Origin of the sequence: Paracoccus binzhouensis (assembly GCF_016446475.1) — a bacterium.
Lineage (GTDB): Bacteria > Pseudomonadota > Alphaproteobacteria > Rhodobacterales > Rhodobacteraceae > Paracoccus > Paracoccus binzhouensis.
Genome location: NZ_JAEHFP010000044.1, coordinates 1 through 18,412, shown reverse-complemented (window position 1 = coordinate 18,412; position 18,412 = coordinate 1). Strand labels below are relative to the sequence as shown.

The 18,412-nt window shown below is 69.9% G+C and carries 17 protein-coding genes and 1 pseudogene; 16 read left to right on the top strand and 2 right to left on the bottom strand.

Annotated features, from left to right (window positions below; genetic code table 11):
• The first annotated feature begins 3 nt into the window (after nt 1–3).
• From I9P22_RS11835 to I9P22_RS11800, 8 genes are all read left to right on the top strand, one after another.
• Nucleotides 4–795 carry a quinoprotein dehydrogenase-associated SoxYZ-like carrier gene (locus I9P22_RS11835; protein WP_199259685.1) on the top strand — a complete coding sequence of 264 codons (792 nt, stop codon included), beginning with the start codon at nt 4–6 and terminating at the stop codon, nt 793–795.
• On the top strand, nt 792–1,736 hold the full coding sequence (locus I9P22_RS11830) for a quinoprotein relay system zinc metallohydrolase 1 (protein WP_199259684.1): 945 nt from the start codon (nt 792–794) through the stop codon (nt 1,734–1,736). The genes I9P22_RS11835 and I9P22_RS11830 overlap by 4 nt, the downstream gene beginning before the upstream one ends.
• Before the next feature lie 63 nt (nt 1,737–1,799).
• Nucleotides 1,800–3,650, top strand: coding sequence for a PQQ-dependent methanol/ethanol family dehydrogenase (locus I9P22_RS11825; RefSeq protein ID WP_199259683.1), 1,851 nt, complete (start codon nt 1,800–1,802; stop codon nt 3,648–3,650).
• Between the two features lie 67 nt (nt 3,651–3,717).
• Entirely contained in the window at nt 3,718–4,338 is a 621-nt protein-coding gene (locus I9P22_RS11820) for a pentapeptide repeat-containing protein (RefSeq protein WP_199259682.1), read from the top strand.
• Nucleotides 4,320–4,724 (top strand): hypothetical protein, encoded by a 405-nt coding sequence (locus I9P22_RS11815; RefSeq protein ID WP_199259681.1) that lies wholly within the window; start codon nt 4,320–4,322, stop codon nt 4,722–4,724. Before I9P22_RS11820 ends, I9P22_RS11815 begins: the two co-directional genes overlap by 19 nt.
• Nucleotides 4,725–4,792: 68 nt before the next feature.
• Complete coding sequence (locus I9P22_RS11810; protein WP_233253347.1) at nt 4,793–5,533, top strand: response regulator; 741 nt, start codon at nt 4,793–4,795, stop codon at nt 5,531–5,533.
• 39 nt (nt 5,534–5,572) lie between these two features.
• Nucleotides 5,573–6,727 (top strand): FIST signal transduction protein, encoded by a 1,155-nt coding sequence (locus I9P22_RS11805; RefSeq protein WP_199259680.1) that lies wholly within the window; start codon nt 5,573–5,575, stop codon nt 6,725–6,727.
• Entirely contained in the window at nt 6,727–8,910 is a 2,184-nt protein-coding gene (locus I9P22_RS11800; protein ID WP_199259679.1) for a hybrid sensor histidine kinase/response regulator, read from the top strand. Before I9P22_RS11805 ends, I9P22_RS11800 begins: the two co-directional genes overlap by 1 nt.
• A gap of 15 nt (nt 8,911–8,925) precedes the next feature.
• Here the strand turns inward: I9P22_RS11800 and I9P22_RS11795 are convergent, their stop codons facing one another.
• Both I9P22_RS11795 and I9P22_RS11790 read right to left on the bottom strand, forming a co-directional pair.
• The gene (locus I9P22_RS11795) at nt 8,926–10,209 is read right to left on the bottom strand and encodes a solute carrier family 23 protein (protein ID WP_199259678.1); all 1,284 of its coding nucleotides are present in this window, start codon (nt 10,207–10,209) and stop codon (nt 8,926–8,928) included.
• Nucleotides 10,210–10,383: 174 nt separating this feature from the next.
• Entirely contained in the window at nt 10,384–11,850 is a 1,467-nt protein-coding gene (locus tag I9P22_RS11790; protein WP_199259677.1) for an APC family permease, read from the bottom strand.
• A gap of 196 nt (nt 11,851–12,046) precedes the next feature.
• Between I9P22_RS11790 and I9P22_RS11785 the strand changes: the two genes are divergently transcribed.
• From I9P22_RS11785 to I9P22_RS11750, 8 genes and pseudogenes are all read left to right on the top strand, one after another.
• Nucleotides 12,047–12,763: an exopolysaccharide biosynthesis protein gene (locus tag I9P22_RS11785; protein ID WP_199259676.1), complete on the top strand. Its 717-nt coding sequence runs from the start codon at nt 12,047–12,049 to the stop codon at nt 12,761–12,763.
• A gap of 50 nt (nt 12,764–12,813) precedes the next feature.
• Complete coding sequence (locus I9P22_RS11780) at nt 12,814–13,278, top strand: MarR family winged helix-turn-helix transcriptional regulator (protein ID WP_199259675.1); 465 nt, start codon at nt 12,814–12,816, stop codon at nt 13,276–13,278.
• Nucleotides 13,275–14,432 (top strand): FUSC family protein, encoded by a 1,158-nt coding sequence (locus I9P22_RS11775; RefSeq protein ID WP_199259674.1) that lies wholly within the window; start codon nt 13,275–13,277, stop codon nt 14,430–14,432. Before I9P22_RS11780 ends, I9P22_RS11775 begins: the two co-directional genes overlap by 4 nt.
• A 36-nt stretch (nt 14,433–14,468) precedes the next feature.
• Nucleotides 14,469–15,437 (top strand): TRAP transporter substrate-binding protein, encoded by a 969-nt coding sequence (locus tag I9P22_RS11770; protein ID WP_199259673.1) that lies wholly within the window; start codon nt 14,469–14,471, stop codon nt 15,435–15,437.
• Between the two features lie 4 nt (nt 15,438–15,441).
• A complete protein-coding gene (locus I9P22_RS11765; protein ID WP_199259672.1) occupies nt 15,442–15,936 on the top strand; it encodes a TRAP transporter small permease in 495 nt (164 codons plus the stop codon).
• Nucleotides 15,929–17,218 carry a TRAP transporter large permease gene (locus I9P22_RS11760; protein WP_199259671.1) on the top strand — a complete coding sequence of 430 codons (1,290 nt, stop codon included), beginning with the start codon at nt 15,929–15,931 and terminating at the stop codon, nt 17,216–17,218. The genes I9P22_RS11765 and I9P22_RS11760 overlap by 8 nt, the downstream gene beginning before the upstream one ends.
• A gap of 134 nt (nt 17,219–17,352) precedes the next feature.
• Nucleotides 17,353–17,985, top strand: coding sequence for a CerR family C-terminal domain-containing protein (locus I9P22_RS11755; protein WP_199259670.1), 633 nt, complete (start codon nt 17,353–17,355; stop codon nt 17,983–17,985).
• Nucleotides 17,978–18,412, top strand: a pseudogene (locus I9P22_RS11750) (HlyD family secretion protein); the annotation flags it as partial. The gene I9P22_RS11755 and the pseudogene I9P22_RS11750, both read left to right, overlap by 8 nt.

Below are 18,412 nucleotides of genomic sequence, written 5' to 3'. Positions count from 1 at the left end.
GCCATGGCGCTGCTGACGGACAGGTTGCCCGGCGCCGCCTCGCCGCCGCTGCTGACCGGCAGGACCGGGCCGGCGGCCGTGGGGGGCGATGCGTTCGACAGCGGCATGTGGCCGTCGCACCGGCAGGAATTCCTGGGCGACCCCGCGGCCTGGCGCAACGACCCGGCCGTCACCGTGCTGGCCCCGCCCGCGGCCGAGGATTCCAGCCATGTCCCCTTCCTGATCGACGCCACCGCTGTGGCGCAGCCGATCCGGCGCATCGTCGTCACCATCGACTACAGCCCCTTTCCCAAGGCCATCGTCTTTCGCCCCGGCCGCGCCCTGCCCCTGCTGGGCTTCGGCGTGAAATACGAGGTCGGCGGCGCCCTGCGCGCCTCGGCCGAAACCGGGGCCGAGACGGGGGCGGGCGAATGGCTGGTCGGCGCGGCCTATGTCAGCGCGCTTGGCGGCGGTTGCAGCGCGCCCGCCGCCGCGCACCACCGGCCCGACTGGCAGCAGGGCTTCGGCGAATTGCGCGCCCGGCTCTGGCCCGAGACCGGGCGGCTGCGGCTGCGGCTGCGCCATCCGCAGGACACCGGCCTGGCGGACGGCATCCCGGCGCATCACCTGACCGAACTGGCGCTGCTCGACGCCGCCGGGGCCGAGATCGCCGCGCTGGAGCTGCACGAGCCGCTGGAGGAGAACCCGGCGCTGACCTTCCTGCTGCCGCCCGACCTGGCGCGCGGGCCGGTCGCGATCCGGGCGCGCGACAACCTGGGCTATGCCTTCGCGGGCCGGGTGGAGGGCGCGCCATGAGCCTTTCCCGCCGGGCGCTGCTGGCCGGGGCCGCCGTCCTGACGCTGCCCTTGCCCATCTTCGCGCAGCCGCGCAGATATGGCCTGCAGCCAATTGAAGTTGCAGATGGAATATGGATGATCGAGGGCCGGCGCGAGGTCTTCACCCGCGAGAACGGCGGCGACATCGTCAACGTGGCGCTGCTGGCGACCGATCAGGGCGCGCTGGTCGTCGACAGCGGCTCGACCGCCGCCATGGGGGCCGAGATCCGCGCCTTTGCCGACCAGCGGCTGGGCGGGCTCGTCGCGACGATCAACACCCACCATCACCCGGACCACTGGTTCGGAAATGCGCCGCTGGCCGACCGGCCGGTTCTGGCGCTGGCGGCGACATCCGCGACCTGCCGCGAATATGCCCAGGATTATGCCGAGACGCTGTATGCGATCCTCGGCAGCTGGATCTCGGGGACCCGGACCATGCCCGCAACCGGCGAGGTCGAGGCCGGCCCGCGCGCCATCGGCGGCCGGACCCTGCGGATGATCCCGCTGGCCGGCCACACCGCCGCCGATCTGGCCATCCTCGATGAGGCGACCGGCGTGCTGGTCGCCGGGGACCTGGTGTTCCTGGACCGCGCGCCCAGCCTGCCCGATGCCGATTTCGCGACCTGGCTGGCGGCGCTGGACCGGCTGGAAGGGCTCGGCCCCGCCGGGGTGGTGCCGGGGCATGGCCGCTTCCACCGCGCGGGCGAAGGCATCGCGCAGACCCGCGCCTATCTGCGGGCGACGCGCGACCGGCTGGCGATGGCCGCCGATCTGGGGCTGACGCCAATCGAGGCGATGGCCGCTGGCCCCGTCCCCGAATTCGCCGGGCTGGGCGCCAATCCCGAGGAATACCTGCGCTCGGTCGTCCGCCGCTTCGGCGACCATGAAACCCTGGCGCTGCCGGTCGTCGGCGGCGCCTGAAGCAAGGACCGACAAGGCATCAGACGCGGGCAACCCGTCGTTCATGTATATGGAGGAGACTGCATGAATCGCTTTCTGAAACTGACCTCGGCCAGTGTTCTGGCCCTCGCCTGCGTCGCGGCGATGGCCCATGCCGAGACCAGCCCCGTCACCTGGGAGGACATCCTGAACGACGCCGAGACCACCGACGACGTGCTGATGTATGGGCTGGGGGTGGGTGCGCAGCGCTATTCCGCGCTCGACCAGATCAACGCCGAGACAGTCAAGCACTTGCGCCCGGCCTGGTCGTTTTCCTTTGGCGACGAAAAGCAGCGCGGCCAGGAAACCCAGGCGCTGGTGCATGACGGGGTGATCTACGTCACCGGGTCCTATTCGCGGATGTGGGCGCTGGACGCCAGGACCGGCAAGCGGCTGTGGAAGTTCGAGGCCCGTCTGCCCGAGGACATCCGCCCCTGCTGCGACGTGGTGAACCGCGGCGCGGCGATCTATGGCGACAAGGTCTTTTTCGGCACGCTGGACGCCAGCATCTATGCGCTGAACAAGGATACCGGCAAGGTGGTCTGGCGCAAGAAGTTCGAGGACCACAAGATCGGCTACACGATGACCGGCGCGCCGACCATCGTGAAGGACAAGGAGACCGGCCGCGTCATGCTGATCCACGGCAGCTCGGGCGACGAGTTCGGTGTGGTCGGCAAGCTCTATGCCCGCGACGTCGAGACCGGCGAGGAGATCTGGATGCGGCCCTTTGTCGAGGGGCACAAGGGCACGCTGGCCGGCGCGGAGGGCACCGTCACCGGCGATCCAGCCGCGCCGAGCTGGCCGAACAATCCCGACGGCAGCAAGGTCGAGGCCTGGAGCCACGGCGGCGGCGCGCCCTGGCAATCGGCCAGCTACGACCCCGAGACCAACACCATCGTCGTCGGCGCCGGCAACCCCGCCCCCTGGAACACCTGGGCGCGCACGCCGGGCGACAGCCTGTATACCTCGGGCCAGGCCTATGTCGATCCCTCGAACGGCGAGCTGGTCGGCTTCTACCAGCACACACCGAACGACGCCTGGGACTTTTCCGGCAACAACGAGATCATCCTGTTCGACTACAAGGACAAGGACGGCAAGACCCATCGCGCCGGCGCCCATGCCGACCGCAACGGCTTCTTCTATGTCACCGACATCGAGGCGCTGTCGAAGCGCGGCGGCGAGATCAACCGGCCGACGGCGCTGCTCAACGCCTTCCCCTTCGTCGACGGCATCACCTGGGCCAAGGGCATCGACCTGAAGACCGGCCGTCCGATCGAGGTCGAGGGCCAGCGCCCGCCCCTGCCCGCCGAGGGCGAGACCAAGGGCGCCAGCATCGAGGTCTCGCCCCCCTTCCTGGGCGGCAAGAACTGGAACCCGATGTCCTACAGCCAGAAGACCGGGCTGTTCTATGTCCCGGCGAACCACTGGACCGAGGATTACTGGACCGAGAACGTCACCTATCAGGCCGGCGCTGCCTATCTGGGCCAAGGCTTCCGCATCAAGCGGCTTTACGACGACCATATCGGCACGCTGCGCGCCTTCGACCCGACCACCGGCGAGAAGAAATGGGAGCACAAGGAGGAATTCCCGCTATGGGCCGGCACGCTGGCCACGGCCGGCAACCTGGTCTTCACCGGCACCTCGGACGGTTTCGTGAAGGGCTTCAACGCCGAAACGGGCGAGGAGCTGTGGAAGTTCAACACCGGCTCGGGGATCGTCTCGTCCCCGATCACCTGGGAAATGGACGGCAAGCAATACCTGGGCATCGCCTCGGGCTATGGCGGCGCGGTGCCACTCTGGGGCGGCGACATGGCGACGCTGACCACCCAGGTCAGCCAAGGCGGTTCGTTCTGGGTCTTCGAGATCCCGGACGAGCTGCTGACCGCCTCGAAGTGACAGGCAACTGACCGGCCGGGCAGGTCGTCCCTGCCCGTCCCCACACCCCGAACCGAGGGAAAATCCCATGCTCAGAAGCCTGACCATCCTTGCCGCCCTGGCCCTCGCCTCCGGGGTCCATGCGGCCAATTCCGAACAGACCGGCGGCGGCTGGCCGGTCATCGTCGACGAACCGACCCCGCGCGAAGGGCCGCTGGTCATCGGCACCTGCGAGATCCGCGCCGGCGCCGCCTGCCCCGGCGCCGACCTGCGCCACGCCGACCTGCGCGGGCTGAAGCTGAACGGCATCGACCTGAAGGGCGCGAACCTGATGCGCGCCAACCTGTTCGGGGCCGAGCTGAAGGGCGCCGACCTGACCGGCGCCGACCTGCGGGGGGCGAACTTGCAGATGGCCCAGCTGCAGGGCGTGGTCATGCGCGACGCCGACCTGACCGGCGCCAACCTGGACTATACCCGGCTGGCCGGCGCCGACCTGTCGGGCGCGAACCTGACCGCCGCCACGCTCGAAGCGGCCATGGCGCCCAAGTCGAAATTCGTCGGCGCGAAGCTGATCGGCGCGAACCTGATGGAGAGCAAGTTCTACAACGCCGATTTCGCCGAGGCGCTGCTGGAGGGCAACCACGCCCCCTATGCCATCTGGGAGGGGGTGCATATGGAGAACTGCACGGGATGCCCCGTGGACTGGTGATCCTGGCCTCGGCGGCGTTGGCGGCCACGCCGGCGCCGGGGCTCGACCTGGCCACCACGCTTGGTGCCTGCCGGGCCGAGCCGGACGCGGCCCTGCGGCTGGCCTGCTATGACCGGCTCGCCGCGCGGAAGCCGGCGCTGGAGCATCGCGGCGCCGGCAACCGGGTGCTGCCGCGCTTCGACCTGGACGGGCCGGCGCGGCTGGTCTTCGAAAGCATGGATGCTATCATGGTGGTCTATCTGCTGGACGCATCGGGCGCGGTGATCCAGAATCTGCATCAGGCCGGGGCCGGCTCGGGCTCGTTCCTGATCGAGAGGCCGGGGCGCTACGGCATCCAGGTCAATGCCTCGGGCGGCTGGCTGATCCGGCTGGAGGACCCGGGGTGACGGCATCCCGCGCTTCACGGCCCCGCCGCCCGCCCCTAGACTCGACCCATTCCAGCCGAGGCAGCCAGATGAGCAGAACCATGGAACAAGCCCAGCAACCCCCGCCGCCGATCCGGCCGCTGAACACGGCGCTGATCGTGGACGATCACCCGCTGTTCTGCGATGCGCTGTCGATGACGCTGACCGGCCCGGTGGGCATCGCCCGGGTCGAGGCCGTGGGCAGCCTGGCCGAGGCGCTGGACCGCATGGCGCGCCAGCCGGTGCCCGACGTGATCGTGCTGGACCTGCACCTGCCCGACGTGAACGGGCTGGAAGGGGTTGTGCGCATGCGCCAGGCGGCGGCCGAGCGACCGATCATCGTGGTCTCGTCCATGGACGAGCGCCGGGTGGTGCGCGGCGCGCTGCTGGCCGGGGTCAGCGCCTATGTGCCCAAGCACGCCCCGCGCGAGGCCTTCCGCGAGGCCTTCGCCGCCATCGCCCGCGGCGAGGTGCATGCCAGTCGGCTGGCGCTGGACAATGCCACCCCCAGCCTGGCCGAGGAGGCGCTGGCGCGGCTCGCCTCGCTGACCCGGCAGCAGGCGCGGATCCTGCAGCTGATCAGCGCCGGGCTGCTGAACAAGCAGATCGCGCATGAGCTGTCGATCGCCGAGACCACGGTCAAGGCGCATGTCACCGCCATCATGCGCAAGCTGCGGGTGCAGACCCGCACCCAGGCGGTGCTGTTCGCCCAGGACATCAGCTTCAACGCCATGACCGCCGAGGCGGGGACCGAGATCGCAGGCCATGACAGCGAGGGAGTGAACCGCTAAGCCTGACGGAGGAGGCGCGACAGCGGAAGGGAGGCCGGGGTGAGCGCAGCGCAGGATTGCATCGCGCGGGCCAGCGCGCCGGCGCAGGACGCCGACGTGACCGGCCGGCTGGCGCGGGGCCTTGGTCCCGGGCCCTTCGCGCTGGTCATGCTCTTTGTCTCGCCCCGGGCCGACGTCGCGCGCATCGCTGCCGAGACCGCGGCGCGCCTGCCCGCCGCCCATGTCGTCGGCTGCACCACTGCCGGCGAGATCTCGGAGGCGGGCTATGACGAGGGCGCGGTGCTGGCGCTGGGTTTCCCTGCCCGGCTGTTCGCGGCGGAAGTGCTGGAGCTGACCGACCTCGACCGCCTGTCGCGCAGCGCCGCGGCGGCGGCCTTCCTGCAACTGCGCCAGGATCTCGCGGGTGCGCAGGCGCATCTGCCGCATGAATTCGCCCTGCTGCTGGTCGACGGGCTGTCGCTTTGCGAGGACGACCTGGCCTCGGCACTGGCGGCCGGCTCGGGCCATGTGCCGCTGATCGGCGGATCGGCCGGGGACGGGCTGCGATTCCGGGAAACGCTGGTCCTGCATCGCGGCCGGGCGCTGCGCAACGCGGCGGTGCTGTCGGTGCTGCGCGGGCTTTGCCCGGTGCGGGCGCTGAACATGGACCACCTGCACCCGACCGAGCGGCGCATGGTGGTAACCCGGGCCGACCCCGCCGCCCGCATCGTGCAGCGCATCAATGCCGAGCCGGCGGCGCGGGAATATGCCCGCATCCTGGGCAAGGATCCGGCGCTGATCGACTACCTGACCTTTGCCGCGCATCCGCTCGCCGTGCGGGTCGGCGGCCGCTATCACGTGCGGGCGGTGCAGCGCGTGCTGCCTTCGGGCGAGTTGCTGTTCTTTTCGGCCATCGACGCGGGCGTGGTGCTGGCGCTGACCGAGCCCGAGGACCTGCCCGCGCATCTGGACCGGCGGCTGTCGCAGCTGGCCGGGCCGGTGCCGCCGGTGGCGGTGCTGGGCTTCGACTGCGTGCTGCGCCGCATCGAGGCCGAGCAGAAGCAGCTGGGCGGTGCCGTTTCGGAAGTGCTGCGCCGGCATCGCGTCTGGGGTTTTTCCACCTATGGCGAGCAATTCGGCCCGCTGCATGTCAACCACACCCTGACCGGCTGCGCGATCTACCCGCCGGGGACGCAGCTGGCGGAGCCCGGCTGATGGCGCGCATCTCGGACTGGCTCATCGACCGTAACGACGATGCCGGGCAGAACCTGGAGAAGCTGCTGGTCATCGCCGAGGCGCTGATGCGCCATTCCGAGGAGCGCCGGGACGAGCACAACGCCGCCTTCGAGGAATTCCGCCGCGCCGCCCTGCTGGAGGAGCGCGTCCGCCAGCGCACCCGCGATCTCGAGGCGACGCTGGAGCGGCTGAACGCCGCCAATGCCACCGCCGAGCGCGCCCGCCGCGACCTGTCGCAGGCCATCGAGGCGATCGAGGAAGGCTTCGCGCTGTTCGACGCCGAGGACCGGCTGGTGCTGTGCAACAGCCGTTTCTGCGCCGACCTGCCGGATGTGCGCCCGGCGCTTGTCCCCGGCATCGGCTTCGCGGCCTATGTCGAGTTGCTGGGTCGGTCGCGGCAGGTGCTGCTGCCCGAGGGGCTGACCGCCGACGGCTGGATCGCCCAACGGATGCGGCGCCACGAGCAGCCGCAGCATTTCAACATCGGCCTGACCGGCGACCGATGGATCCAGGTCAGCGAGCAGCGCACGCTCGACGGCGGCACGGTGGTCCTGCATACCGACGTGACCCGCATCATCCGCACCGAGCGCATCGAGCATGGCAAGCTGCTGGACAACCAGGCGCGGATGATCCGCGCCACCCTGGAACACATCAACCAGGGCGTCGGCATCTTCGACGCCTATGGCGCGCTGATCGGCTGGAACCAGCGGCTCGCGGACCTGCTGGAGATCCCCGCGGCGCTGATGCATCGCGGGCTGAGCTTCGAGCGGCTGGCGGTGCGGATGCTGTATCAGGCCCGCTTCAACGAAGGCTTCTCGGCCTCGCAGCTGCGCGAATGGGTGCGGATGCGCGGCGCGCGCCTGCCGCTGTCCTTCGAGCTCTGGCACGCCTCGGGCGTCATCCTGGACGTGCATGGCCGCGAGATGCCCGAGCGCGGCTTCGTGATGTCCTTTACCGATGTCACGCGCGAACGGCTGGCGATCCATTCCATGCTGCGCGCCAAGGCCACGCTGGAAGCCCGCGTCACCGCCCGGACCGAGGAACTGGCCGCGGCGCTGGCCAATGCCGAGCGCGCCAATTCCGCCCGCGTGCGCTTCGTCGCGGCGGCCAGCCACGACCTGCTGCAGCCGCTCTCGGCCGCCAAGCTCTTCGTCGCCTCGGCCCGCGACGATGCCGGCGACAGCGCCCTGCGCGCCACGCTGGAAAAGGCGCATAACGCACTTCTCAGCGTCGAGGGCATCCTGGGGGCGCTGCTGGACCTGTCGCGGCTGGAATCCGGCGGCACCGAGATCGAGATCGCGCCCCTGTCGATGGAGCTGCTGCTGGCGCAGCTGACCGACGAATTCGCGCCGCTGGCCGCCGCCAAGGGCCTGGGACTGCGCATCATGCCCTGCCAACTGGCGGTGGAAAGCGATGCGGCCTATCTGCGGCGCATCCTGCAGAACCTGATCGGCAATGCCATCCGCTACACGCAAGCCGGGCGGGTGCTGGTCGGCGTGCGCCGCCAGGGCGGCAGCCTGCGCATCGAGGTCCACGACACCGGCCCCGGCATCGCGCCCGAGCACCAGCAGGCGATCTTCCGCGAGTTCCACCGCGTCGAGGGCACCGCCTCGGCCGCGCAGGGCATGGGGCTGGGCCTGGCCATCGTCGAGCGCGCCTGCGCGCTGCTGGACCACCGGCTGCGGCTGCATTCGGTGCCGGGCCGCGGCACCTGCTTCTCGGTCGAGCTGCCCCTGGCGCATGACCTGCCCCGCGCCGGCAGCAAGCCCCCCGCCGCCGCGCCCCCGCCCGAGGCGGGCATGGACCGCATCGTGCTGCTGGTCGAGAATGACGAAGACCTGCGCAGCGCCATCGCGCAGCTGCTGGAACGCCGCGGCGTCGAGGTGGTCGAGGCCGCCAGCGGCAGCGAGGCGCTGACCCTGGTCGAGGAGATGGGCGTCATCCCCGACATCTACCTCTTGGACCAGCAGCTGGGCGACGGTCCCAGCGGCGTCGAGACGGCGCAGGCGCTGCACCGCCGCTTCGGCTTGCGCCCGACCCGCATCATCACCGCCGACCGCAGCCCCGAAACCCGGCGCGCCGCCGGCCAGGCCGGGCTGCAGATCCTCTTCAAGCCCATCGACCCCGAGACGCTGGAGGCCTTCGTCTGCCAGCCCGGCTGAGCCGGCGCCGAAGCCTCAGCCCGCGGCGCGGCGACCGAGGCCCAGCAGCTGGTAAAGCAGCAGCGCCGCGAAGGTCGAGGTGCCGATGCCGCCCAGCGAGAAGCCGCCCAGCGTCACGGTGAAATCGCCGCCGCCGAAGATCAGGGCCACGCCGACGGTGAACAGGTTCCTCGGGTCCGAGAAATCCACCTTGTTGTCCACCCAGATCCGCGCCATGGCCGAGGCGATCAGGCCGAAGACCGAAACCGCCAGCCCGGCCAGAACCGGCGCCGGGATGGTCTGCAGCATGGCGCCGAATTTTGGCGACAGGCCCAGCAGGATGGCGATGGCGGCGGCGAGGGGAAAGATCAGCGTCGAATAGACCTTGGTCATCGCCATGACGCCGATATTCTCGGCATAGGTGGTGACGCCGGTGCCGCCTCCGGCGCCGGCCAGCATGGTCGCCAGCCCGTCGCCCAGAAAGCCCCGGCCGATATAGCGGTCCATGTTCCGCCCGGTGATGGCGCCCAGGGCCTTGATATGGCCCAGATTCTCGGCCACCAGCACGATGGCGACCGGGGCGATCAGCCCGATGGCACCCCAGTCGAAGCGCGGCGCGGTGAAATGCGGCATGCCGAACCAGGGCGCCGCGGCAACGGCGGCGAAGTCGATGCCGGGCAGCAGGCCCATCCCGTTGCCCAGGATCAGCACCAGCGCATAGCCGAAGATCAGCGCGATCAGCACCGCGACGCGGCGCGTGGCCTGCCGGCCATAGACCGAGACCGCCGCCATGCACAGCACCGTCGCCAGGGCGATGCCCAGATGGGCGAAGCTGCCGGCCAGCTGCTTGACCGCCACCGGCGCCAAGTTCAGGCCGATGGCCATGCCGATGGCGCCGGTCACCGCCGGCGGCATCAGCTTCTCGACCCAGCCCGAGCCGATGGCCATGACCACCAGCCCGATCAGCGCGTAGAGCAGCCCGGCGGCGATGATCCCGCCAAGCGCCACGGCGATGTTGGGGTTCGGGCCGCCGCCGGCAAAGCCGGTCGCCGCCATGATCACCGCGATGAAGGCGAAGGACGAGCCCAGGTAGCTGGGCACCCGGCCGCCGGTGACGGCGAAGAACAGCAGTGTGCCGATGCCGGAAAAGAACACCGCGACATTGGGGTCGAAGCCCATGATCAGCGGCGCAAGGATGGTCGAGCCCGACATCGCCAGCAGGTGCTGCAGGCTCATCGGCACCGCCGCGGCCAGCGGCAGCTTCTCGTCTGGTAGAACCGTGGCGCCGGTGGCGCGGCGCCATTCAGGAAAATAGCCCATCATGTCCCTCGGATAGCGGTCTTTCGTCAGGGTGATGGCGGGCTTCGCGGCAAAAGGCCAGTGCCGACGCCGCGTTGCCGCGACCGCGCCAGCCCCTGCCCCGCTTTGCGGCGCGAAACGGGCGCGAAGCAGGCCGGGACGGGCGCCGGAGAGGCAATCCCGCCCCCGCGGCGGTCAGTTCCGCGTCGAATCGCCGTGATGCTCGGCCAGGTCCTCGATATGGCTCATGTCGCCGGGGACGTGATGGCGGGTGGCGCGGTTCCACAGATAGGTGGCGGCCCACAGCACGATGCCGATTCCCAGCAGCCAGCCGGCAACCTTGTACTGGTCCATCTGCGCGGCGCTGCGCGCCCAGGGCCCGGCCAGGAAGGCGCAGCTTGCCGCCCCGATCCAGGGCATGACGGCCGGGGCGCGGAAATGCTCATGCGCCACCGGCTGCCGGCGCAGCACCAGCAGCGCGATGTTGACGATGCTGAAGACGCAAAGCAGCAGCAGCGCCGTGGTGCCGCCCAGCAGGCTGACCGCCGGCAGGTCCGAGCGCGTGACCACGAAATAGATCAGCCCGAAGGCCAGCAGCGTGGTGAAGATGATCGCGACCCAAGGCGTCCGGCGCTGGCGATGCACCAGCCCCAGCCCGTGCGGCAGCACGCCCTGCCGCGCCAGGCCATAAAGCAGGCGGCTGGCCATCAGCATGTTGATCAGCGCCGAGTTCGCCACCGCGAACATGCCGATGAAGGGGAAGATCTTGTCGAAGGGGAAATTCGGCGCCCCCGCCCGCACCACCTGCGTCAGCGCCGAGCCCCTGTCGGGGTCCGACAGCTCGCCCACCGGGACCAGCGCCACCGCGCAGATCGCCACCAGCACATAGATGGCGCCGGTGATGCCCAGCCCGGTCAGCATGATGCGCGGGAAGATGCGGACCGGATCCTTGATCTCTTCGGCCATGTTGACCGAATCCTCGAAGCCGACCATGGCGAAGAAGGCCAGCGCCGTCGCGGCGGTCAGCGACAGGAACCAGCCCTTTTCTTCCGAGGAATGGAAGATCATCACCTCGGAGAAATCGGCGCGGCCCTGGGCCATGGCGTAGAAGCCGATGAAGATCACCATCAGCAGGCCCGACAGCTCGACGCAGGTCAGGATCACGTTCGCCTTGACGCTTTCGCCGACGCCGCGGAAGTTGATCAGCCCGACCAGCGCCATGAATCCCAGCGCCAGCGCCAGGATCCCGGCGCTGCCCTTCTGGAGGCCCAGGCCGAAGCCGTCGTTCAGAAAGCCGGCGAAGGCGTTCGATGCCGTCGAGGCCGAGGTGATGCCCGAACACATGACGGTGAAGGCCACCAGGAAGGTCAGGAAATGGATGCCGAAGGCGCGGTGGGTGTAAAGCGCCGCCCCCGCCGCCTGCGGATAGCGCGTGACCAGCTCCATGTAGGAGATGGCGGTGATCGTCGCCACGGCGAAGGCCACCAGGAAGGGCGCCCATGCGGCGCCGCCGACCTCGCCCGCGACGGTGCCGGTCAGGGCATAGACCCCGGTCCCGAGGATGTCGCCCACGATGAACAGCAAAAGCAGCTTCGGGCCCATGACCCGCTTGAGCTCGGTCTGATGCGGCGAACCGGCCGCGGAATCGCTTGTCGCGCTCATTATCCCATGATTCCCTGAACGAGTTTTATCTATGCCTTCAGGTTGTGCCGGTTGCATCGCAAGAGCAAGCCCGGCTTGGCGGAGGGCAGGTTTCCGCCGGCCAGGCGGGCCCGCGGCCATGGCATCGCCGCGGCGCCGGCCTTGCAATCATGCGCGCCGGCATCAAAATGAACCGCACCAAGCGACAGGAGACGGGATGCCCTGGCCCAGCAAACCCCCATCCGGCCAAGCTCCATCCAGCCAGGCTTCGCCCGGACCACCTTCGCCCGGCGACGATGCCGAACCGCGGCACCGGCAGCGCCTGTCGGGCTTCCTGGCCGTCCTTGCCCGCGACGAGACGCGCGAGCGGATCAGCGTCGCCGACCTGCTGGCGCTGCTGAAGGACCGTGCCATCGCCGCGCTGCTGGCGCTGTTCGCCTTTCCCAACACCCTGCCCGCGCCGCCCGGCACCTCGGGCATCCTGGGCCTGCCGCTGATCTACCTGTCCTTCCAGATGATGGCGGATCGGCCGCCCTGGTTGCCGGGCTTCATCGCCGACCGCTCGGTGGCGCGGACGGATTTCGCCTCGGTGGTGGCGCGCTGCACGCCCTTCCTGGCCAAGGCGGAACGGCTGCTCTCGCCGCGCCTGCCGGCGCTGACCGGGCCGCTGGCGGCGCGGCTGACCGGGGCGCTGTGCCTGGGGCTGTCGCTGGTGCTGCTCTTGCCGATTCCGTTGGGCAACATGCTGCCGGCGCTGGCGATCTGCGTGCTGGCGCTTGGCGTGCTGGAGCGCGACGGCGTCTGGATCATCGCCGGCCAACTGCTGGCCCTGGCCGCCTTCGCCGTGGTCTGGGGGGTGGTCTGGGCGTTCCTGCGCGCCCTGGCGCTGCTGCTGGCCGAACCCGCGGAAGCCGGGGTGCTGGTGTCGATATGATATGATATGATTTGCATTGCAATTCAATTCATATCTGCTACAAGCACCGCATGCACAGCAATCCGTCCCCTCCCCGCGCCCGTTTCGGCATCCGCTTCTCGTTGCTGGCCCGGCGCTGGCGCCGCGCCATCGACGCGCATCTGGCCGCGGCCGGGCTGACCGATGCGACCTGGGTGCCGCTGGTCCACCTGCAGGAAACCGGCGGCGGCATCACCCAGAAAGAGCTGGCGCTGCTCGTCGGCGTCGATGGTTCCAGCCTGGTGCGCGTCCTCGACATCCTGTCGCGGCAGGGCCTGGTCGAGCGCCGTCCCGACGAAAGCGACGGCCGCGCCCGGCTGATCCACCTGACCGATTTGGGCCGGCAGCGCGTGGCCGAAATCCGCCGCACCCTTGCCGCGGGCGAGGAGGATCTGCTGGCCGACCTTTCCGATGCCGAGATCGCGACGATGCTGGGCCATTTCGACCGGATCGAGCAGCGCCTCGCCGCGCGCCAGCAGCAGGAGGCGCAGAAATGACCGCACCCGAATTCGGGCCGCTGTCGGCCCGTCGCATCGACGCGGCGCGGCTGCTGCTGCGCCCGCATCACCTGCGCGACAGTTTCGCGCTGAACCGCCAGCCTTCGCTGCGCAATGCCGTGCTGGCCGGCGCGCAGGCGGCGGTCACGATGGCGGTCGCCCTGCCCCTTGTCCATGTCTCGCCCTGGCCGCATCTGATCGGCTTTGCCGCATTGGGGGCGCTGGTGGCGCTTTTCGGGCGCTTCGCGCCACGCGGCCGCCGCAGCCGCATCCTGCTGCTCAGCGGCTTCTGGCAGGTGCTGGCGGTGCTGGGCATGTCCTTGGCCGCCTGGCTGGGTGCGCCGCTGGTGCTGCAATTCGTGCTGCTGGCGCTGGCCTGCGGCGGGTTCTTCCTGGCCGCCGCCACCAGCCGGCTGGGGCCGCCGGGGCCGCTGATCTTCGTCTTCGCCGCCGGCGCCGCCATGGGCCATGTCGCCACGCTGCAGCAGGTGGTCGAGCGCGTGGCGGCCACTGCCGGCGTCGCCGCGCTGGCCCTGGCGGTCTGCGCGCTGACCGAGGCCCTGCGCCATCCCGCCACGCCCGAGCGCCGCTTTCCCGCCGAGCCGCCGCAGCCCCTGTCCCATCGCCTGATCGCCGCGGCCCGCATCGGGCTGGGCGCCGCCGTGGCGATCTTTGCCAGCCATGCCGCCGGCGCGGCGCATCCGGCCTGGGCGGCCCTGGGCGCGCTGGCGGTCATGCAGGGACCGCAGTTGCACATCAGCCTGAGCCGCGCCCTGCAGCGCCTGGCGGGCACCGTGGTCGGCGCCCTGCTGGCCTGGCTGATCCTGCTGCAGGATCCTTCGGTCTGGAGCCTGATCGCCGCGCTGACGGCGCTGCAATTCGCCACGGAAATGATCATCGGCACCAACTATGCCCTGGGGCAGATCCTGGTCACGCCCATGGCCCTGCTGATGAGCCATCTTGCCGCGCCGGATGCGGCCGGGGCGGCCATGGCGCCGGAACGGGTGCTGGACACGCTGCTGGGCGTCAGCATCGGCCTGGTCGCCGCCGTGCTATTCTCGACCCTGGACGACAGGCGCCACCTGGCCCGCCAGCAACTGGCGCGCGGCAGCAGGCCGGCGGGTGGTGCGGGATTGCACATTCCCGGCAGGTAGCGCTAAATCTGCGCCGGAAAAGGGAAGGGATTCACGATGAAACACGTCTTTGCCGCCGCGCTGGCCTGCGCGGTCCTGTCCGCGCCCGCATCCGCGCAGGAAATCAAGATCGGCTATGCCCTGGCCGAGGACAGCCATTACGGCGCCGGCGCCAAGGCTTTCGAGGCCTCGCTCAAGGAAAGCCTGGGCGACCAGTTCAGCTTCCGCCACTTCCCCTCCTCGGGCCTGGGCGGCGAGCGCGAGGTGATCGAGGGGCTGCAGCTCGGCACCGTCGAGATGACCATCGCCTCGGACGGCACGCTGACCAATTTCGTGCCCGAGGTCGGCGTCTTGGGCGTGCCCTTCCTGCTGCGCGACAAGGACCATGCCCGCAAGGTGCTGGACGGCGAGATCGGCCAGGAGATGCTGGCCAGGTTCGACGATGCCGGCCTGCACGCGCTGGCCTGGGGCGAGCAGGGCTTCCGCCACATCACCAGCAATCGCGGCGCGGTCGAGACCCCGGCCGACCTGGAGGGGCTGAAGATCCGCACCATGGAGAACCCGGTGCATATCGAGGCCTTCCGCGCCCTTGGCGCCGCCCCCACGCCGATGGCCTGGCCCGAGGTGATCGGCGCGCTGGAACAGGGCGCCATCGACGGGCAGGAAAACCCGCTTTCGGTGATCGTCTCGGCCAAGCTGGACGAGGTGCAGAAGTTCCTGACGCTGGACGGCCATGTCTATTCCTCGACCGTCATCCTGGTCTCGCCCACGCTGTGGAACGGGCTGGACGACGCGCAGAAGGCGGCCTTCGACAAGGCGGCCAAGGACGCGGTGGCGGCGATGCGCGCCTATGTCGACGATGTCGACACCTCGGGCGTTGCGGCGATGAAGGAGGCCGGGATGCAGGTCAACGAGCTTTCGCCCGAGCAGAAGGCCGCCTTCCGCGAGGCTCTGGCCGAGCCCTACAAGCAGTATGAGGCCCAGTTCGGCAAGGAGCTGATGGACCGCATCCAGGCGGTCGAGTAACCCCATGCGCCGGATCGAACGCGCCTTCGTCGCCGTGAACGGCGCCGTGCTGGTCCTGGGTCTGGCGGCGATGTCGGTGATCCTGGGCTGGAACGTCGCCGGCCGCTACCTGACCGGCAATTCGCTGACCTGGGCCGACGAGGTGGCGCGTTACGCGATGATCTGGCTGACCTTCCTGGGCAGCGGGCTGGCGCTGCGCGAGGGCGCCCATGCCGCCATCACCAATGCCCAGGACGCGCTGCCCACCCGCGGCCAGCTTGTCCTGCGCGCGGTGATCCTGCTGGTGCTGTTCGCCTTCTTCGGCTTCATGGTCTGGGTCGGCATCGACTACATGAACCGCATGGCGATCCAGAAATCCGCCGCCCTGCGGGTGCCGATGAAATGGATCTATGCCGCGATGCCCGTCGGCTTCGCGCTGATGATCGCCCATCTTGCGCTGATCGCGCCGCAATACCTGCGGGCGGGGCTGCAGCATTCCGACGAGGCCCCCCTTGGTTGAGATCCTGATCGCCGCCTTCCTGATCCTGATGGTCATAGGGGTGCCAATCGCCTTCGCGCTGGCCATGGCCGCCTTCGCGGCGGTGGGCCTTTCCGGCCGCTATCCGCTGGTGGTGGTGGTCAAGGAGATGTTCACCGGCCTCGACAGCTTTCCGCTGCTGGCCGTGCCCTTCTTCATCCTGGCGGCCGAGATCATGTCCACCGGGGCGATCTCGCGCATGCTCTTGCGCTTCGCCTCGCAATTCGTAGGCCACCTGCGCGGCGGGCTGGGCTATGCCAATATCCTGACCGGGACGCTGTTCGCCGGAATCTCGGGTTCGGCGCTGGCCTCGGCGGCGGGGCCGGGGGCGATGATGGCGCGGATGATGGAGCGCAGCGGCTATTCCAAATCCTATGCCGGGGCGCTGACCATCTCGGTCGCGGTGATCGACCCGATCATCCCGCCCTCGATCACCATGATCATCTATGCGCTGCAGGACCGCAACACCTCGGTCGGCTCGCTGTTCATGGCCGGCATCCTGCCCGGCATCCTGATCGCCGGGCTGCTGGCGGTGGTGAACTGGTGGATCAGCCGCAAGCGCGATTATCGCAGCCTCGAGCCGCGGCCGCCGGTCGGGCAGATGCTGCGCAACAGCTTCGCCGCCCTGCCCGCCCTGCTGCTGATCGTGCTGATCGTCGGCGGCATCCGCGGCGGGCTGTTCACCCCGACCGAGGCCTCGGTCGTCGCGGTGTTCTATGCCATCCTGACCAGCGCCTTCGTCTATCGCGGCTTCACGCTGGCGGACCTGTGGGGGGCGTTCCTGCGCTCGGCCATCATGTCGGTGGCGGTGCTGATGATCCTGGCCGCCGCCCGCGCCTTCGCCTGGGTGCTGATCATCGAGGGCGTGCCCCAGGCCATGGCCGACGCGGTGATCGCCATGAACCTGTCGCCCATCGCCTTCCTCTTGATGGTGAACCTGCTGCTGCTGGTCTTCGGCATGTTCATGGACCCGCTGCCGGGAGTGATGATCCTGGTGCCGATCCTGGCCCCCATCGCCCATAACCTGGGCATCGCGGCGGATCATTTCGCCATCATCGTCATCGTGAACCTGACCTTCGGGCTGATGACGCCGCCGGTCGGCGGGCTGATCTTCGTCGTGGCCTCGGCCACCCGGCAGAAGCCCTCGGCGCTGATCCGGGAACTGCCGCCCTTCTTCCTGGCGGCGCTGGCCTCGCTGCTGATCCTGACCTTCGTGCCGGCGCTTTCGACCTGGCTGCCGCAGCTCAGCGGCTTCGCGCGCTAGACGGGATTCCCCTGCAGAACGACCATCGGCCGGCGCCAGACGTGGCGCCGGCCGTTTTTCCGGCCTTGCATCGGATCTCGACTCCGGTCCGAAAATCCTGTATCAATCGATTGATTGAAACCATAAGGATCGGCATGGACGCGCATCCCACCCGCATGGCGCTGATCCGGGCCGCCCTGCAGCACTTCGGGCGCGGCGGGTTCGAGGCGGCCTCGACCCGGGCCATCGCCGCCGGGGCCGGGACCAACATTTCCTCGATCGCCTATCATTTCGGCGGCAAGGACGGGCTGCGCATCGCCTGCGCCGACGCGGTGGCCGAGCGGGTCGAGCAGGTCGCCCGGCCGCTGCCGGCCGGCCCCTCCGACATGGATCCCGCCCGCGCGCGCCTGCTGCTGCGCCGGCTGGTGCGGCGGATCGTCACCTTCATGCTCCTGAGCCCGGGCGCCAGCGACGCCGTGGCCTTCGTGCTGCGCGAACTGGCGCAGCCCGGCAGCCCGGTTCTGGACCGGCTCTATGCCACGCTGGTCGAGCCGCGCCACCGGGCGCTTTGCGCGCTGTGGTCGGCCGCGACCGGCGCGCCGGCGGAATCCGACGAGGTGAAGCTGGCCGTTTTCTCGCTTGTCGGGCAGGCAGTCTATTTCCGCATCGCCGCGCCCATCGTCCAGCGCCGCATGGGCTGGCGGCACTATGCGCGGCCCGAGGCGCGGGCGATCACGCGGCGGATGCTGACCAATCTGGACCGGATGATCGGGGGTGGCGATGGCTGATTTCCTGTGCTCGCTCGGTTTCCTGGCGGCGATGTTGCCGCAATGCGGCCCGCCGCCGCCCCTGGGCACCGGCTATGTCGAGGGCGAGTATGTGCAGATCGCCCCGGTGGCGACGGCGCGCCTCGAGACCTTGGCGGTGCAGCGCGGCGACCGTGTCAAGGCCGGGCAGGCGGTGGCGATGCTGGAAAGCCGCGACGCCGCGCTGGCGCTGGCCGCGGCCCGCGCCGCCGAATCCCGTGCCGCCAGCGAACTCGCCAATCTGGAAAAGGGCGGGCGCCAGCCCGAGATCGCCGCCATCGAGGCAACGCTGGCCGGCGCCCGCGCCAATGCCGAGCGCGCGGTGCGCGAGGCGGCGCGGCAGGAACGGCTGCTGGCGCAGCGCGTCAGTTCGGCCGCGCAGCGCGACGAGGCCCGCACCGCCGCCGAC

Bases quoted from the DNA above. Each gene is read 5' to 3' on its own strand.
- I9P22_RS11835 (WP_199259685.1), top strand. From the start codon at position 4: ATGGCGCTGCTGACGGACAGGTTGCCCGGCGCCGCCTCGCCGCCGCTG.
- I9P22_RS11830 (WP_199259684.1), top strand. From the start codon at position 792: ATGAGCCTTTCCCGCCGGGCGCTGCTGGCCGGGGCCGCCGTCCTGACG.
- I9P22_RS11825 (WP_199259683.1), top strand. From the start codon at position 1,800: ATGAATCGCTTTCTGAAACTGACCTCGGCCAGTGTTCTGGCCCTCGCC.
- I9P22_RS11820 (WP_199259682.1), top strand. From the start codon at position 3,718: ATGCTCAGAAGCCTGACCATCCTTGCCGCCCTGGCCCTCGCCTCCGGG.
- I9P22_RS11815 (WP_199259681.1), top strand. From the start codon at position 4,320: ATGCCCCGTGGACTGGTGATCCTGGCCTCGGCGGCGTTGGCGGCCACG.
- I9P22_RS11810 (WP_233253347.1), top strand. From the start codon at position 4,793: ATGAGCAGAACCATGGAACAAGCCCAGCAACCCCCGCCGCCGATCCGG.
- I9P22_RS11800 (WP_199259679.1), top strand. From the start codon at position 6,727: ATGGCGCGCATCTCGGACTGGCTCATCGACCGTAACGACGATGCCGGG.
- I9P22_RS11795 (WP_199259678.1), bottom strand. From the start codon at position 10,209: ATGGGCTATTTTCCTGAATGGCGCCGCGCCACCGGCGCCACGGTTCTA.
- I9P22_RS11790 (WP_199259677.1), bottom strand. From the start codon at position 11,850: ATGAGCGCGACAAGCGATTCCGCGGCCGGTTCGCCGCATCAGACCGAG.
- I9P22_RS11785 (WP_199259676.1), top strand. From the start codon at position 12,047: ATGCCCTGGCCCAGCAAACCCCCATCCGGCCAAGCTCCATCCAGCCAG.
- I9P22_RS11780 (WP_199259675.1), top strand. From the start codon at position 12,814: ATGCACAGCAATCCGTCCCCTCCCCGCGCCCGTTTCGGCATCCGCTTC.
- I9P22_RS11775 (WP_199259674.1), top strand. From the start codon at position 13,275: ATGACCGCACCCGAATTCGGGCCGCTGTCGGCCCGTCGCATCGACGCG.
- I9P22_RS11770 (WP_199259673.1), top strand. From the start codon at position 14,469: ATGAAACACGTCTTTGCCGCCGCGCTGGCCTGCGCGGTCCTGTCCGCG.
- I9P22_RS11765 (WP_199259672.1), top strand. From the start codon at position 15,442: ATGCGCCGGATCGAACGCGCCTTCGTCGCCGTGAACGGCGCCGTGCTG.
- I9P22_RS11755 (WP_199259670.1), top strand. From the start codon at position 17,353: ATGGACGCGCATCCCACCCGCATGGCGCTGATCCGGGCCGCCCTGCAG.